At 65.3% G+C, this 15,510-nt stretch carries 14 protein-coding genes and 1 tRNA gene; 3 read left to right on the top strand and 12 right to left on the bottom strand.

The features are described from left to right. Positions 1-97: 97 nt before the first annotated feature. The gene (locus AC3ISA_RS16410; RefSeq protein WP_489178711.1) at positions 98-1,651 is read right to left on the bottom strand and encodes a carboxylesterase/lipase family protein; all 1,554 of its coding nucleotides are present in this window, start codon (positions 1,649-1,651) and stop codon (positions 98-100) included. A gap of 337 nt (positions 1,652-1,988) precedes the next feature. On the opposite strand from AC3ISA_RS16410, the gene AC3ISA_RS16405 reads away from it, so the two are divergent. Beyond that, the gene (locus AC3ISA_RS16405) at positions 1,989-4,880 is read left to right on the top strand and encodes a TonB-dependent receptor (protein ID WP_489178710.1); all 2,892 of its coding nucleotides are present in this window, start codon (positions 1,989-1,991) and stop codon (positions 4,878-4,880) included. Between the two features lie 186 nt (positions 4,881-5,066). Here the strand turns inward: AC3ISA_RS16405 and AC3ISA_RS16400 are convergent. The 6 genes from AC3ISA_RS16400 to AC3ISA_RS16375 form a co-directional block, all read right to left on the bottom strand. Then, positions 5,067-5,156, bottom strand: a tRNA-Ser gene (locus AC3ISA_RS16400). 87 nt (positions 5,157-5,243) lie between these two features. Continuing rightward, entirely contained in the window at positions 5,244-6,176 is a 933-nt protein-coding gene (locus AC3ISA_RS16395) for an NUDIX hydrolase (protein WP_489178709.1), read from the bottom strand. Positions 6,177-6,180: 4 nt separating this feature from the next. Continuing rightward, on the bottom strand, positions 6,181-6,822 hold the full coding sequence (locus AC3ISA_RS16390) for a YfbR-like 5'-deoxynucleotidase (protein ID WP_489178708.1): 642 nt from the start codon (positions 6,820-6,822) through the stop codon (positions 6,181-6,183). A gap of 115 nt (positions 6,823-6,937) precedes the next feature. After that, the gene (locus tag AC3ISA_RS16385; protein WP_489178707.1) at positions 6,938-7,741 is read right to left on the bottom strand and encodes a methyltransferase type 11; all 804 of its coding nucleotides are present in this window, start codon (positions 7,739-7,741) and stop codon (positions 6,938-6,940) included. A gap of 72 nt (positions 7,742-7,813) precedes the next feature. Next, positions 7,814-8,674 (bottom strand): AAA family ATPase, encoded by an 861-nt coding sequence (locus AC3ISA_RS16380; protein ID WP_428154991.1) that lies wholly within the window; start codon positions 8,672-8,674, stop codon positions 7,814-7,816. Positions 8,675-8,943: 269 nt separating this feature from the next. Continuing rightward, positions 8,944-9,387 (bottom strand): hypothetical protein, encoded by a 444-nt coding sequence (locus AC3ISA_RS16375; RefSeq protein ID WP_372692175.1) that lies wholly within the window; start codon positions 9,385-9,387, stop codon positions 8,944-8,946. Between the two features lie 158 nt (positions 9,388-9,545). Here AC3ISA_RS16375 and flbT point away from each other — a divergent pair, with 158 nt between their 5' ends. Both flbT and flaF read left to right on the top strand, forming a co-directional pair. Continuing rightward, positions 9,546-9,968, top strand: a complete 423-nt coding sequence (gene flbT / locus AC3ISA_RS16370) for a flagellar biosynthesis repressor FlbT (RefSeq protein WP_489178706.1) — start codon at positions 9,546-9,548, stop codon at positions 9,966-9,968. Further along, entirely contained in the window at positions 9,928-10,293 is a 366-nt protein-coding gene (gene flaF, locus AC3ISA_RS16365; protein ID WP_372692177.1) for a flagellar biosynthesis regulator FlaF, read from the top strand. Before flbT ends, flaF begins: the two co-directional genes overlap by 41 nt. A gap of 249 nt (positions 10,294-10,542) precedes the next feature. Here flaF and AC3ISA_RS16360 read toward each other — a convergent pair whose 3' ends face one another. The 5 genes from AC3ISA_RS16360 to mgtE form a co-directional block, all read right to left on the bottom strand. Next, a complete protein-coding gene (locus AC3ISA_RS16360; RefSeq protein ID WP_489178705.1) occupies positions 10,543-11,307 on the bottom strand; it encodes an exopolysaccharide biosynthesis protein in 765 nt (254 codons plus the stop codon). Positions 11,308-11,406: 99 nt separating this feature from the next. Next, positions 11,407-11,592: a DUF3008 family protein gene (locus AC3ISA_RS16355; protein WP_489178704.1), complete on the bottom strand. Its 186-nt coding sequence runs from the start codon at positions 11,590-11,592 to the stop codon at positions 11,407-11,409. 29 nt (positions 11,593-11,621) lie between these two features. Next, the gene (locus AC3ISA_RS16350) at positions 11,622-12,791 is read right to left on the bottom strand and encodes an isovaleryl-CoA dehydrogenase (RefSeq protein ID WP_489178703.1); all 1,170 of its coding nucleotides are present in this window, start codon (positions 12,789-12,791) and stop codon (positions 11,622-11,624) included. A gap of 43 nt (positions 12,792-12,834) precedes the next feature. Further along, entirely contained in the window at positions 12,835-13,980 is a 1,146-nt protein-coding gene (locus tag AC3ISA_RS16345) for a lysozyme (protein WP_489178701.1), read from the bottom strand. A 79-nt stretch (positions 13,981-14,059) separates the two neighbouring features. Continuing rightward, on the bottom strand, positions 14,060-15,478 hold the full coding sequence (mgtE, locus tag AC3ISA_RS16340) for a magnesium transporter (RefSeq protein ID WP_489178700.1): 1,419 nt from the start codon (positions 15,476-15,478) through the stop codon (positions 14,060-14,062). Positions 15,479-15,510 lie beyond the last annotated feature (32 nt).

The raw sequence follows: 15,510 nt of genomic DNA, 5'->3' as shown, positions 1-15,510 counted from the left end.
GGATGAGTTATGATCTTCGGTCGTCAACCGATGACGCGAGAGGGATCGGAAGTTGGACTCGTTGGACTGTTTTTTCCGAGTTGGAGTCCAAGTCCGCTCACGTCCCCGGCTGGATGTAGGGGATGGCTGAGAAGAAGGCCCGTTCGTCGCCGCGCGGGTCGTCGGTCATGCGCGGCTGCACGTCCATCAGCATCGTCTGGCGGCGGGGCAGCTCATATCGCTCCCAGCGCGGCAGGCCGGCATGATTGGGATCGCCGTCACGGGCCAGGGCGATGAAGGCGTCGCTCATCCGGTCCGACAGGCCTTGCGCGCCAGCTCCCCGCGTCCGCGAGCCGGCCGCCTCGACATTGTCGAACACCAGGGGGATGTCGGCGGTGTGGAACGCCCCCTTGCGGCCCGACGCCAGCTCGCCGAGGAAGTCGAGCTGATAGACCCAGGCGGGCGCCCCGGCCTTGGCCCGCTCCTCGGCCTCGATCACTGCCCCACGCCATGACCGGCCCGCAGTCGTGGCGGCGATCAGCACCTGATCGGGCGACCAGTCGGGATGCATGGCGCGATAGCCGGCGATCACCGCCTCGGGCGTGATGTCGATCCGCATCACGCCGGGCGACAGTCGTGCCGCCAGGGTCTGCCACGTCAGGCCTACGTTCCGAGGATCGTCGCCCATGAAGCCCAGCGTCTCTTCGCGCGTATTGCCGATGATCATCGGGATCGACCGGCCCAGCGGTGCGGCGTCGGGATAGAAGGGGTGGCGGGGCAGGGTGCGGAAATCCAGCACAGGCCCGAAATACAGGCCGCCGAACCCCAGGATCGGATCCTCGGCGCCTTGCGCCTCCAGCAGCCGTTCGACCGGCATCGTCGCCGCCTCGGCCGCCCGATCCGGCGTCAGACCCAGCGCCTTCAGCCAGGTCGTCGCCCGCGTCGTCGCATTGATCGGGCCGGACGCCGTCACCTGCTGACCGCTCATGGTCGCCGCGCGATGGAACAGGCCTTGGGCTGCGGGCGTCGCCATCAGGGTCGCGATCTTTGCGCCTCCGCCCGACTGGCCGAACAGCATGACCCGTGACGGGTCGCCGCCAAAGGCCGCGATATTGTCCCGCACCCATTGCAGCGCCAGGATCAGGTCCAGCTGACCGACATTGCCCGAGTCCTCGAACCCCGGCGCCAACCGCGCCAGATAGGCATAGCCGAAGACGTTCAGCCGGTGGTTCAGCGTGACCACCACCACGTCGCCCCGCGCCGCCAGCCGTGCGCCGTCATACAGCGGGTCCGATCCCGATCCGCTCGAATAGGCGCCGCCGTGGATATAGACCATTACCGGCCGTCGGGCGGCGTCGGTCCCCGGCGTCCAGACGTTCAGGAACAGGCAGTCCTCGCTTTGATTCGCCTCGTCGCCTCGCTGGGGACTGGCCGCGCCATAGGCCGTCGTGCGCATCGGCTCGCGCCACGGCGTCGGGCGCTCCGGCGGCTGGAAACGTCGCGTCGGCGCGCCGTAACGCACGCCCTTGAAGACGCTGATTCCTTCGCGTCGAACCCCGACGACGGGACCTGTCGTGGTCTGGGCCTGGGGATCGCGAGAATCGGCCCTTGCGGCGAGGGGCAGGGCGGCGCCGGCAAGGCCCGCGACGATGGCGGAACGTCGCGTGATCATCGCGAGCAATCGTGGAGCGCGGCATGATCCAAGATCAGCAAGCCGGCATTCAAGATGCGGATATTAATGGACATTATTGCCTCCCGTCGCCAGCGTCTTGCGCGCTTGGTCTTGGTTCAGACGCCGTGGATCACCGTCGTCGCCGGTAGATTACAAATTGGAGATCAAGGCGGCCACGTTCTTGCCACACGCCGGCAACTGTGCCTAAAACATTTATGACACCGGTAGCAGCAGCTTGGCAAACGAGCGCTGACACCGGTGTCGTCCGCCAGCAGCGGGCGGCTTGAACGAGGACATTCCGATCCTCGATACGCCACACTTGGGAGGAGACACGAAAATGACCCAACGCCATAAATTTGCGCGCCATGCGCTGGTCGCCACCGCCTCGCTGGGCGCGCTCGCTTTAGCCATGATGGCGCATGACGCCGCCGCCCAGACGGCCGAACAGACCCCCGAGGCCGCCGCGCCTCAGGACGCCGACGCCGCCGAAGTCGACGACATCGTCGTCACCGGCTTCCGCGCCAGCCTGCAGAACGCCCTGAACATCAAGCGCCGCGAAGCCGGCGTCGTCGACGCTATTTCGGCCGAAGACATCGCCGATTTCCCCGACACCAACCTGGCCGAATCCATCCAGCGCATCCCCGGCGTCTCCATCGACCGCGATGCGGGCGAGGGGCGTTCGATCACCGTGCGTGGCCTGAGCTCGGAGTTCACTCGCACCCGCATCAACGGCATCGAGGCCCAGTCCTCGACCGGCGCGACCGATTCCTCGGGCGGCGTGAACCGTGGTCGCGGCTTCGACTTCAACGTCTTCGCCTCCGAGCTGTTCAACAACATCACGGTCCGCAAGACTGCCTCGGCCGAGGTCGAGGAAGGGTCTCTGGGCGCAACCGTCGATCTGACCACCAGCCGCCCGTTCGACAAGCCCGGCTTCCAGGGCGCCGTGTCTGGCCAGTACGGCTACAACGACCTGTCCGAGGACTGGAGCCCGCGCTTCGCCGCCCTGGTCTCCAACACCTGGGCCGACGACCAGCTCGGCGCCCTGTTCTCCATCGCCTACAGCGAGCGCGACAGCCTGGAAGAGGGCTTCAGCTCGGTTCGTTGGGGCCCGGCAGGTCCCAATCCCGGATTCCCGACGTCCAACGACGGCGGCTTCCAGAACGTCGGCGTGCTTCCAAACGCGAACCTTGTTTTTCACCCGCGTATTCCTCGTTACGGCAGCCTTGAACACAGCCAGGAACGTCTGGGCGCGACCCTCTCGCTGCAGGCGCGCCCAGGCAACGGCCCCACGCTGTTCACCATGGACATGCTGTATTCGAAGCTCGACTCGACCCGCAGCGAGAATTTCCTTCAGGCCTGGTCGCTCAGCCGCGGCGCCGATCAGGGCGGCAAGCCTCAGGTCGATATCATCGACTTCCAGATCGATCCCGCCACCAATGAGATGGTCTACGCTCAGCTGGACGACATGGACATCCGCAGTGAGCAGCGATTCGATGTCCTGAAGACCGAGTTCAAGCAAATGACCTTTGGGGTCGAGCACGAGTTCTCGGATCGCTTGAGCTTCAGCGGTCTGATCGGACGTGCGGAATCGACCTTCGGCAACCCGGTGCAGGTCAGCGCCATCATCGATCGCCAGAACGTCGATGGCTATTCCTACGATTTCCGCGAGAACCGGAACCTGCCGGCCATCAACTGGGGCTTCGACGTCGCCGACCCGGCGCAATGGACGATCGTGGGACCGACGGGTGCGCAACCACGTTCGGAACTGCGCTCCAGCTCAAACTTCCAGGAAAATATCTACACGACGGGCGAAGCCAGCTTCAAATTCGAGGTGACCGACTGGCTGACACTGAAGGCTGGCATCAGCCGCAAGGAGTTCGAATCCAACAGTCGCAACTTCGCGCGATTGACCAATGGCGCTCCGGCCTTGCCTACTGGTGTGACCATGGCTTCCGTGACGAACCTGCTTCAAGGGTTCGGCAAGAACCTGGACCTTCCCGCCGGCTCCGCCACGTCCTGGGTTCGACCGGATCTGGCTGCGCTTGCCGGCGTCTGGAACTATAACTGCAACTGCGACACCGGCGTCGCGGGTGGTGATTTCCGCCTGATCGGACTGAACGGCAACCCCACCACCTACGGCAACTGGCGCGAAGTGACAGAGAAGGACACCGGCGGATACATCCAGGCCGACTGGAATACCGAGGTCATGGGCGTACCCTTCCGCGGGAACGTCGGTGTTCGTCAGGTGAAGACCGAGGTCGAAGCTATTGGCTACTCCAATGTCGGCGGTGTCGCGACACCGGTCATCGGTGTGAACGAGTACAAAGACACCCTGCCGTCGCTGAACCTGTCCATCGAGCCTTACGAGAACCTCATCGTCCGCTTTGCCGCGGCCAAGGTGATGTCGCGTCCGCCGGTCACCAGCCTGCCGCCTGTCTTCGCGCTCAGCGCCGCCAATGCGGCGACCAACACGGCCTCGCTGGGCAATGTCGAGCTCGATCCGTTCCGGGCCAAGACCTACGACCTGTCCATCGAGTATTATTTCGCGCCCGAGGCCCTGCTGTCCTTCGCCTATTTCTACAAGGACATCTCGACCTATGTGCAGACCACGGCGGAGCCGGTGCTCTACAGCGATCTGACGGCTTTGAATCCCATCGCCTTCCCCGCTGGAGCGCGCCCGGCGGGCGCGACCTTCCAGTTCAGCACGCCGTCCAACACGCCCGGCGGCCCCCTGAAGGGCTTTGAGGTCAGCTATCAACAAACCTTCAGCTTCTTGCCGGGCCTGTTCTCGAACTTCGGCACACAGCTGAACTACACCCATGTCGAATCGGAAATCGACTACTGCACGACGCCAGCCTGCACCGTCTTCGTCACTGCGGATCTGGTCAACCTGTCGCCGAAGGCGTGGAACGCCACGCTTTATTATGACGACGGCAAGCTCAACGCGCGGGTCTCGGCCGCTTATCGCGACTCCTATTTCCAGAACGTGCCAGGCTCGAACGGCGCTCTTGGCCTGATCCCTTATCAAGGCAAGTCGGAAACGACGACCATCGACGCCTCGGCGTCCTACAACCTGACGGAAAAACTCAGCGTCTCCATCGAAGGGCTGAACCTGACGGACGAGGAGAACCGTCAGAACCACGGCGACATCGGTGGGCCGCGTGACAGCACCTACGTCTATCACCACACCGGTCGCCAGGTTTACGTCGGCGCGCGATATCGCTTCTGATCGGAAAGACGAGCCGCTGCTGCGGCTCGTCTTTTGAATCAAGAATCATTCTGGAAGAGGCGGTCGAAAGGCCGCCTCTTTTCCTTGTGCGGGGAAAGGCGACAGCGCGCGCGACGTGCTGTCGCGGCACGCTTCAAACTTCAACGATTTCGGAATCTTGGCGTTTGTCAGCGGCGGGCTGACGGATGGCGGAGAGGGTGGGATTCGAACCCACGGTACCCTTCCAGGCACGCCGCATTTCGAGTGCGGTACATTCGACCACTCTGCCACCTCTCCGCGGCGCCGATATCGCTTGGTCGAGCGAGGGGCTTCTCTAATCGGAGCCGCAGCGCTTCGCAACCCGTCTGTGAAAGAAATCCGACGCTATCTTTGAGCGGGCAGGGACAGGCCCGGCGCGGCGCCGGTTTGGGCGTCCACGCCCTTGAATCGAAACAGTTCGGCGGGACGGCCGCCGGTGGTCGAGGAGAGCTGTCCGGTGGGTTCGACCAGGCCCGTTCGCTCCACCCCGCGCCGGAAGTTTTGCTTGTGCAGGCTGAGGCCCGAGACGGCCTCGGCGCCCGCCTGAAGCTGGGACAGGGTGAAGACGCCGGGGGTCAAGTCGAACAGGACCGGGCGGTATTTCAGCTTGCTGCGCAGACGGCCCAGGGCGGTGGCCAGGATGCGTCTGTGGTCCGAAGTCATGATGCGGCCGGGCATGGGGTGGGGAGGCGTCTGATCGGCGTCGCGCCACGCCTCTGCGACCAGACGGGCCTCATAGAGCAGTTCGTAGCGTTCAAGCACCCTTTCCTCGTTCCAGCGGTACTCAGGCGTCAGGGCGAACAGGGCGCGGGCGCGAGCGAGGCGGTGCTCGTCGCCTTCGGCCCAGGCAGTCAGGCCGTCGGTCAGGGCGGCGGAATGTTCGCTGCGGCGATCTTCCCACGGGAAGAAGTCGAAGACGGCATCCCAGCGGGCGTCGTGGGTCTGGCCTTCCGAGGCGTCGGGCGTCAGGGCCAGATAGCCGACGGAGACCTCGCGATGACGCCCTGGGCCGGGCGTGGCGCGGGGGGAGGCGCGGCCGGCGTCGCCGAAGGTGTAGAGTTGTTCGACGAAGCCGAGGCTGAACCCCGTCTGTGCCGTCACGAAGTCGCGCAGGGCGCGCTCAAAGGTGCGATCGCGAACAGGGTCGAAGGGACCGAAGGGCAGGGCGCGCGCGCAGTCCTCGGCCGGGGTGGTCAGGACGACGGCCTGGCGGGTCTTTAGCGTCATGACGACCGCCGACAGACCGATGCGAACGCCGCCCTCCGCCCCCTGCGTCATGGTTCTATTCCGTGTGCCAGGCGTCGTCGGCGGGAATCAGACCGACCGCGCCGGCCAGAACGCGGTAGCGTTCCAGATAGCGGGCCTGGGCGACCGGGGCGGGTTGAGGCTCGATGGTCAGGTTGTAGCCTGCGGGGGGACTGCCGAAGAAGCCGAGCGATTCCTTTTCGGTGAAGCCGGCCAACTGCGTCGCCTCGAAGAAGGCGCAGGCCTTGTCGGCCTTCTTGATCAGGGTCTTGATCGTCTGCGGCGTCTTGGGCGGCAGGCCATAGCGGAGGTGAATGGCGGCCTCCAGCCGAGCCTCGAAGTCCTTGTAGCCGGAACCCAGGGCCGCCTTGAACGGCGAAATCATGTCGCCGATGACGTATTCGGAGGCGTCGTGCAGCAGGGCGGCCAGGCGCCATTTGGGGTCCAGGCCGGGTTTGATGTGGGCGGCGATCTCTTCGACGACGCACGAGTGCTGGGCGACCGAAAAGGCGTGCTCGCCAATGGTCTGGCCGTTCCAGCGGGCGACGCGGGCCAGGCCGTGGGCGATGTCTTCGATCTCGATGTCGAAGGGCGAGGGGTCTAGCAGGTCCAGACGACGGCCTGACAGCATGCGCTGCCACGCGCGGGGGGCGTTCTTCTTGGGTGTGCGCTCGGCCAAAGGGCGTGTCCTGATCGCTTGTCGGGGGGTCAGGTGACGCAAAGACGCGCCGGGATCAAGCCGCACGGCCTTATCCGCGCCGATGGGCGAGGAAAACCGGGCCTTTCGACAGGCGTCAGCGGCCGACGTTCAGCGCCACCAGATCCTTGGCGTCGTCGAAGATGCGGCCATTCTCGCGATCCTTGGACCGGACCACGGCGACCACGATAGGGCCGCCGCTGGGCCCTCTAGCCTCGAACCCCACCTGGCGCCATCCGGCGTTGCTAGGCTGATCGTCGGCCAGGATGTAGGTCATGCGCGTGGCGGCGCCCGGCGCACGGGTGCGCACGCGTGTGGAGTTGTCGTTGGTGTCGATGCTGACGCTGGAGGTTTCGGTGCGGGTGTTCTGTCCGTCCTTGGACTGGATGTTGATGCCGCCGATACGGACGCTGGCGTTATCGCCCTGGGTCTCGATTTTCAGCCCGGGAAGATTGACCGAGGCATCGTCGCCACGCGCCCGGATATCGACGCCGGGCGCCTGGACCGAGGCAGTCTCGGTCGGCTCTGTCGTCGATGGCGCGGGCGGGGCGTTGCCGCCGCCGGGAGCCAGACGCGCCACAGTGTGGGGCAGGTCGGTGCTGGCGCGATCTTCGAAGTCGCGCAGCACGTCATCGACGGAGCGTCCGTCCAGCTTGACCAGATGCAGCACCACGTCGGCGCCCTTGGGTCCGCCATAAACGCAGCTCGTGCCGCCGGCCGCGATCAGACCCTTGCGCGTCAGCACGCCCAGACTGTCGGGGCATTGCAGGGCGTCGATCACCTTCAGCACACCCGCATCCTGGTCGTCGTTGGACGAGGTGGTGGTGATGCGGACCGAGTTGTCGCCGTCGCAGGCGGCCAGACTGACGCTCAGGGCTAGATAAAGCAGGATGTGACGCATGGTCGAACCTCTGTTGGCTCCATTCTGCGCGTTAGGGGCGCTCGATCCAGTGAAATCGCGGTAATCACGGGATCAGCCGCCGGGGCGCGAGCCTTCGCGGCGGTTCAGGAAGGCCAGGCGTTCGAACAGATGCACGTCCTGCTCGTTCTTCAGCAGGGCGCCGTGCAGCGGCGGGATCAGCTTGTTCGGCGTCTTCTCGCGCAGGGTCTCGGCGTCGATATCCTCGACCAGCAGCAGCTTCAGCCAGTCCAGCAGTTCCGAGGTGGAAGGCTTCTTCTTCAAGCCGGGCGTGTCGCGGATTTCGTAGAAGGTCTTCAGCGCCTCGGAGACCAGGCGCGGCTTGATGCCGGGGAAGTGGACGTCGACGATCGCCGACAGGGTCTCGGCATCGGGGAAGCGGATGAAGTGGAAGAAGCAGCGACGCAGAAAGGCGTCGGGCAGTTCCTTCTCGTTGTTGGAGGTGATGATGACGATGGGGCGCACCTCGGCGCGGATCGTCTCGTCGGTTTCCTGGACATAGAATTCCATCCGGTCGAGCTCCTGCAGGAGGTCGTTGGGGAACTCGATGTCGGCCTTGTCGATCTCGTCGATCAGCAGGACGGGGCGGGCAGGAGCGGTGAAGGCCTCCCACAGCTTGCCCTTCTTCAGATAGTTGCGGACATCGTGGACGCGCTCCTCACCCAACTGGCTGTCGCGCAACCGGCTGACGGCGTCATATTCATAGAGGCCGCTGTGAGCCTTGGTCGTGGACTTGACGTGCCAGGTGATCAGCGGCGCGTCGAAGGCCTTGGCGATCTCATAGGCCAGAACCGTCTTGCCCGTGCCGGGCTCGCCCTTGATCAACAAGGGGCGCTCCAGCGCGACGGCGGCGTTGACCGCCACCTTCAGGTCGCTGGTGGCGATGTATCGGTCTGTGCCTTCGAACCGGCTCATGAAAAACCCACTCCGTGTCTCCACGAAGTGGGTAGCGGATCGCAATCCGCGTGAACAGCGATCAGGTGATGCGTTTGGCCGAGACGGGGTCGCTGGCGGGGAAGGTTTCTTCCAGACCTTCATCGACCAGGGCCTCCTGTCGGCTTTCGGTCTTGTCGATCTTGTCCAGTTGATCGGGCATTCCATCCTCTGAAGCGCAACGCTTGGCGTGCGGGGCATCTGACGAGGAGTCGTTGCGGGCTTTGGTGTGATCCATGTCGATCTCTCCCTTATCGCGCGGAGCTGTCTTGATCGCCGTCCGGGCCATAGCCCAGCTCGGAGATATCGTCGTCGGAGAGGCGTTTGGCTTCCCAGTGGGCTGCGCTGGCCTGGGCGCCGCGTTCGTTTTCCATCAGGCCGGAATAGACCAGCTCGATCTCGTCCGGGCTTGACTGGGGTTCGCCGTCGGCGTCGGACTGGCTGCGGGTTTCGCCGTCCACGCCCAGCAGGGCGTCGGCTTCGCGTTCGATCCCGTCCAGTGCCAGTTGATCGTCCAGATCGACCTCAGCGTCCTCGTCGAACTCCTCTTCGTCGGCGTCGCCATCGGCCTGGGTCACATCCAGAACCTGGTCGGCCTCATCCAACAAGAACTCGCCATCGCCTTCGTCGTCCAGGTGGGTTTCGTCGAAGGTTTCCGACTGTTCCTGGTCGTCCTGATAATCGTTGTCCGGCATGGGGATCTCCTCTTCGGGAAATCAACGCAACGGCGACGATACGCGTTCCAGCGGAAGCGGCGGACAAGGGATGGTTAACTGATGGCGGGCTAAGGTTCGACTCAACTGGACCGGTCCACCCGTGACCGGCTCGCCCCCTGTCTGGAGTTCGGTGCTCAATGGCCCTGAAGCTGTCGCTGAAACCCGGCGAAAAGTTCGTCCTGAATGGCGCCGTGGTCCAGAACGGCGACCGTCGCGGCGTGCTGATCCTTCAGAACCGCGCCAGCGTGCTGCGCGAGAAGGACATCATGCAGGCCGAGGACGTCACCACGCCCGGCCGCCGGATCTATTTCCCCATCATGATGATGTACCTGGAAGAGAGTTCTGCGGCGAAATTCTATGACGAGCTGGCGCTGCGGATCACCGAGTTCATGGGCGCGACGCAGAACCCCGACATCCTGGCGGAGTGCGTCTCGGCTTCGCGTCACGTGCTGGCGCGCGAATACTACAAGGCCCTGATGTCGGCGCGTAAGATTGTCGAATATGAAGAGAGAGTGCTGAATGTCGCTTCAGGCCTACACAGCGGCGACAGCGAGAGCTGAGAGCCCGCGCGACCTGGAGTACCGTCTGTTCGGTCAGGTCACGCGCGCTCTGGTTCACGCCTCGACCGTCGATCCATCCGACATCGCCACGCGTATCGACGCGCTGGACTGGAACCGGCGTCTTTGGTCGACGCTGGCCGGTGACTGCAGCGATCCCGCAAACGCCCTGGGAGGGCCGATGCGCGCGCAGATCATTTCCTTGAGCCTGTTCATCAATCGCCATTCCTCGGCGGTGATGCGGGGCGAGGAGACGTTCCAGGACCTGATCGACATCAATCGGATGATCATGCAGGGCCTGTCGGGCGGGGTATCGCCGACGCAATAAGCCGCCCGGTTCACGAAAGCGCGAAGCCTCTTGGCGCAAGGCGTTGAGGCGTCTTATGTTTCATCTCCCTGTTCAACAGTCGAAAGGAGGTGATCCAGTGTCTCATTGTCATCAATCGCGAGCGGCAGCCGCGACCCTGGTCCTCGGAGAGGGCCTGGTCTGATCCTTTCAGACTGAGTTGCGGCCGGGCCGTTCGCGGTCAGGCAATGAAGGGTCGCCGGGGAAACCCGGCGGCCCTTTTTGTTGGGTTCAGTGGAGCAGGCGGGCGAACCAGCCGGCGACGTGATGGCCCACTTCGACCACCGTCGCCCAGATCAGGAACAGGTAAAGGGCGCTGGCGGCCGTCGCCAGGACGCCCAACAGGATCGCGACACCGTCACGCTGCATCATGCCCAGAGCAAACAGGACCAAAGCGATGCCGGGCAGGGCGTCTCCGAACGGGATGGGCAGGGCCATGATCAACGCCAACACCACGCAGACAAGGCCGGTGAAGGTGTCGGCGACATCGCCGGTCAGGAGTGGCAGGCGCGGACGGGTCAGCCGTTCGATGGCGCGGACCAGCTTTAGGACGCTGACGCCGTTGGGCCTTCTGCGCACGGCGCGCCGCATACGGTCGGAGAAGATGTAGCGACGCCCCGCGATCCGGACCTTTGCCGACAACACCCACCGACGCAGCCAGGCCGGGGCCGCGAAGGGTGTAGCGATCAGGGCGTTGTAGGCGGCGCGTGACACCGAGGCCTTCAGCATCCACCGCGGCAACCAGACGCTTCGTCTCTGGAAGGCCAGCTCCAACGACATCAGGATGATCGGCACGGCGAAGACCGCCTTGCCGCCCGGCGGCCAGGGAAGCAGCGCCAGCAGCGACAGGATCAGGATCATGGCCCCGAACCCGCGCTCGCCGAAGGACGCGACCAGTTCGGCCATGCTTAGTTTGGGTTCGGGGGCGTGGCCGAGATCTTCGAGGACGTCGGAGAACCGCCGCAGGTCGTCGTTCGGAGGCGGTTGGGCGGGCATCAGGCGGGGCGCTCGGCTGGAGATTGCGCCCATCTAGGCGGTCGGCGTGCGGATCGCCACTTACAGAACGGAAAGGCGGTCAGATAAATCGCCTATGTCTCAGTCCTGCACATGTTCGGGCTTGCCCTTGCGCCCTGTGGCGGCAAGCTCTTCGAGCTGGGTCTGGGTCATGGACGCGGCCATGGATTTGGACGCGCCCTTCAGCTTGGACTTCGGCGTCTCGCCGCGCTTGGCCGACAGGGCGGCGCCGGCGGCCTTCTGCTGTGCTGCGGACTTGGCGGGCATCGGTTGTCTCCTTCTGCGGAGACAAGCCGTCAGCTTCCCAGCAGTTCCCGTCCGATCAGGAAGCGGCGGATTTCGTTGGTGCCGGCGCCGATGTCATACAGCTTGGCGTCGCGGACCAGGCGTTCGACCGGCCATTCCTTGGTATAGCCGGCGCCGCCCAGGGCCTGGACGGCTTCCAGCGTGACCTTCACGGCGTTTTCCGAGGCCAGCAGGATGGCGCCCGCCGCGTCATAGCGGGTGGTCTTGCCCTGATCGCAGGCGCGGGCGACGGCATAGACGTAGGCGCGGGCGCTGTTCAGGGCGACGTACATGTCTGCCACCTTGCCCTGCATCAGCTGGAACGAGCCGATGGGCTTGCCGAACTGCTTGCGGTCCCGAACATAGGGCAGGACCACATCCAGCGCGGCCTGCATGATGCCCAGGGGGCCGGCCGACAGGACCGCCCGCTCATAGTCCAGGCCGCTCATCAGCACGCCCGCGCCGCCCCCCAGAGGACCCATGATGTTTTCTTCCGGCACTTCGCAGTCCTCGAACACCAGTTCGGCGGTGTCCGAGCCGCGCATGCCCATCTTGTCCAGCTTCTTGGAGACGCTGAACCCCTTCATGCCTTTTTCGATCAGGAAGGCAGTGCAACCCTTCGAGCCAGCCTCGGGATCGGTCTTGGCGTAAACGACCAGGGTCTCGGCGTGGGGGGCGTTGGTGATCCAGAACTTGGTCCCGTTCAGGACGTAGCGGTCGCCCTTCTTGTCGGCGCGGGTGCGCATCGACATGACGTCGGACCCCGAACCCACCTCGGACATGGCCAGAGAGCCGACATGTTCGCCGCTGATCAGCTTGGGCAGATATTTCTGCTTCTGCTCGGGCGTGCCCCAGCGACGGATCTGGTTGACGCAGAGATTGGAGTGGGCGCCGTAGCTCAGGCCGATGGAGGCCGAGGCGCGCGACACCTCTTCCATCGCGACGACGTGTTCGAGATAGCCGAGGCCCAGGCCGCCGTACTCTTCCTCGACGGTGATGCCATGCAGGCCCAGTTCGCCCATCTCGGGCCACAGCTCGCGGCGGAACTCGTTCTTTTCGTCGATCTCGGCGGCCAACGGGGCCAAGCGGTCGGCGGCCCAGCGGGCGGTGGTGTCGCGGATGGCGTCGGCGTTTTCGCCAAGGCCGAATTCCATGGATTGGGGCGCGAAGGGAATGCTCATGCGCTAGGGCGTAGCATCGCGCACGGCTGTTCGCCAAGCGTTGTCAGACGCGGTCGGCCCGTCCCCATCGACGATACAGATTATAGCTCGACACCCCGACGCAGGCGACGGCGATCAAGGCCAGCACCCAGGCGACGGTCGCCGTGTCGCTGCTGTTCGACACCGACGCACGTCGAAACGCCGCCATGGCGACGCCCAGCGACAGCATGCCCAGCCCGCCCATGATCAGGAAGGTCGCCGTCTCGCCCCAGCCGGGGCGTTTGGCGGCCCTGGCGCGGGCGACGACTTCGCGCGTGCTCAGCGTCTGTTCGACGGTGGGCGTGTCCTGCTCGGCGGTAGGTGCGGCCTCGGCATCGACGGGCGCAACGGCGTCCGGTTCCGAAAGGCCGGGGGCGGTCAGGACGACGCTGGCTTTCTCGGCGGGCGCGAACTCTGTCGTGGCGGCAGTGGGCTGGGCTTCCAGCGGCGCCTGCAGATCATTGGCGACGACGATCGGCGCGGTGGTCGAGACGGCTTCCGATTGCCCCATCAGAGGGGCGATGTCGGCGACGGGGCCTACGGCCGTGGCGGGATAGATGGAATGGGGTTGGGGCGCGGCCGGGGCGCCGGTCTCGTCGTGCGCAGGGAAGGGGGCGATGGCTTCGTCCAGCGCCCCCTCGACGGCGGGCAGGGTCGATTGGGGCGTCTCGAATGGAGACGGCAGGGGGGCGGCGAGCAGGTCCGCCAGGGTCACGGGCGCGCCGGGCGCGGCGTTGAACAGGGCATGTTCGGCCGAGCGTCTGCGCGTCGGCTTTTCGGCGGCGGCGGCGTCCGCCCATTCGGACAGGGCGAAGGCGGCCTGGCGGGCGGCGCCGGCGTTCAACTGCTCGACTACGTCGGACGAGGCGAACCGATCCGCGCCGATGGAGAAGGCGAAGCTGGCCAGGGCGTCGAACTGGTGTTGGTTGAGGGGGACGCGAACATGGTCGGTCACAGCCTTCACGACCGGGATCAGGTCGTATTGCATCAGCAGTTCGGCGTCCGCCTCGGACACCGTGGCGCCCTCGCGGGCCGAATGGGTGTGGCCGTAACCGATGACCCAGCGTCCGTCGCTGCGCTGCATGGCGCGCGGACGGAACCCTTCGAAGCTCTTGATCAGCAGGACGCCCTCGCGGGACACCTTGCTCGGTTTGGGGAGGACGTCAGACACAGTTGACCCAATTGGAAACAGGCGCGCGGCGCTCGCACGATCATCAGCAAGGCCCGCGCCGGATCGGCGTGGATGATGTCTAGAGCAGCACCAGTGTGGCCAGACCAAGGAAGATCAGGAAGCCGAAGAAGTCGGTGGTCGCCGTGACGAAAACGGCGGACGAGACGGCCGGGTCGAACTTCAGCTTGGATAGGGTCAGGGGCGTCAGGACGCCGATGGAGGCGGCGATCAGCAAGTTCAGGATCATGGCGGCGCCGATGACCAGGCCGATCTTCCAGTCCTCGTCGCGGAACCAGAAACCGGCCGCGATGCCGATCAGGGGCGCCAGGATCAGACCGTTGGCGAGGCCCACCGCCATCTCGCGCCAGAAGGTGCGAGGGGCGTTCGAGCTGTTCAGTTCGCGCGTGGCCAGGGCGCGCACGGTCACGGTCAGGGCCTGGGTGCCGGCGTTGCCGCCGATGGCCGAGACGATGGGCATCAGGACAGCCAGGGCGACGATCTGCTGGATCGTGCCTTCGAACAGGCCGATGACGCTGGCGCCCAGTGCTGCGGTGGCCAGATTGATCGCCAGCCACGGCACGCGGCCGCGCACGATCTCGGACACGGACGAACCGCGATCCTCGTCGGCGACACCGGCCAGACGCAGGATGTCCTCGCGGTTCTCTTCCTGAATGATGTTGACGATGTCATCGACGGTGATCTGACCCACCAGACGGCCGGCCGCGTCCACGACGGGCGCCGAGATCAGGTGGTATTTCTCGAAGATGTAGGCGACCTCTTCCTGATCCTGGCCGACGTCGATGACGTTGATCGGCTCCATCAGATCGGTCAGGGCGGTGCTGCGGGCGGCGCGCAGCAGGCCGCTGATCGGCACGCCGCCGACGGGGCGGTTGACCGGATCGACCACATAGATGTCGAAGAACAGCTCGGGCAGGTCGTCGCCCTGTTTGCGGATGTGGTCGATGGTGTCGCCCACGCTCCAGAACTGGGGCGCGGCCATCACCTCGCGCTGCATCAGGCGGCCGGCGGACTCCTCGTCATAGCCCAGGCTGCTTTCGATGGCGGCGCGATCGACCTCGGGCATGGCGGCCAGGACGCGTTCGCGCTGGTCGTCTTCAAGATCCTCGACCACGGCGGCGGCGTCGTCGGAATCCAGTTCCTGAAGCGCCACGGCCAGCGTGCCGTGCGGAACCCGCTCCAGCACCTCTTCGCGGATGTTGTCGTCCAGCTCGGGCAGGGTCTCGGCCAGAAGCTCCGGCGGCAGCCACAGCACGACGACGGCGCGGTGCTCGGCCGTCAGGAAGCCCATCAGGTCGGCGACGTCGGCGGGGTGCAGATCTTCCAGCAGCGACCGCAGTCGCACCCCATCGCCGTCGTCGGCGGCGTCCACGACTTTCTCGACGAATTGAGGGGTGAGGACATAGTCCTCGTCCAGGGCGGCGTGGTCTTCGTTATCAGGCGCTTCGGCTGGAGCGAAGGCGGAGTCCGTGGTGTTCACGTGGTCGCCTCCCTTGGTATGTCCAGCCGTAG

The sequence above is a fragment of the Brevundimonas sp. KH_058 genome (assembly GCF_057838505.1).
The sequence above is the reverse complement of the archived record's forward strand: the minus strand, read 5'-3'. Positions and strand labels throughout refer to the sequence as shown.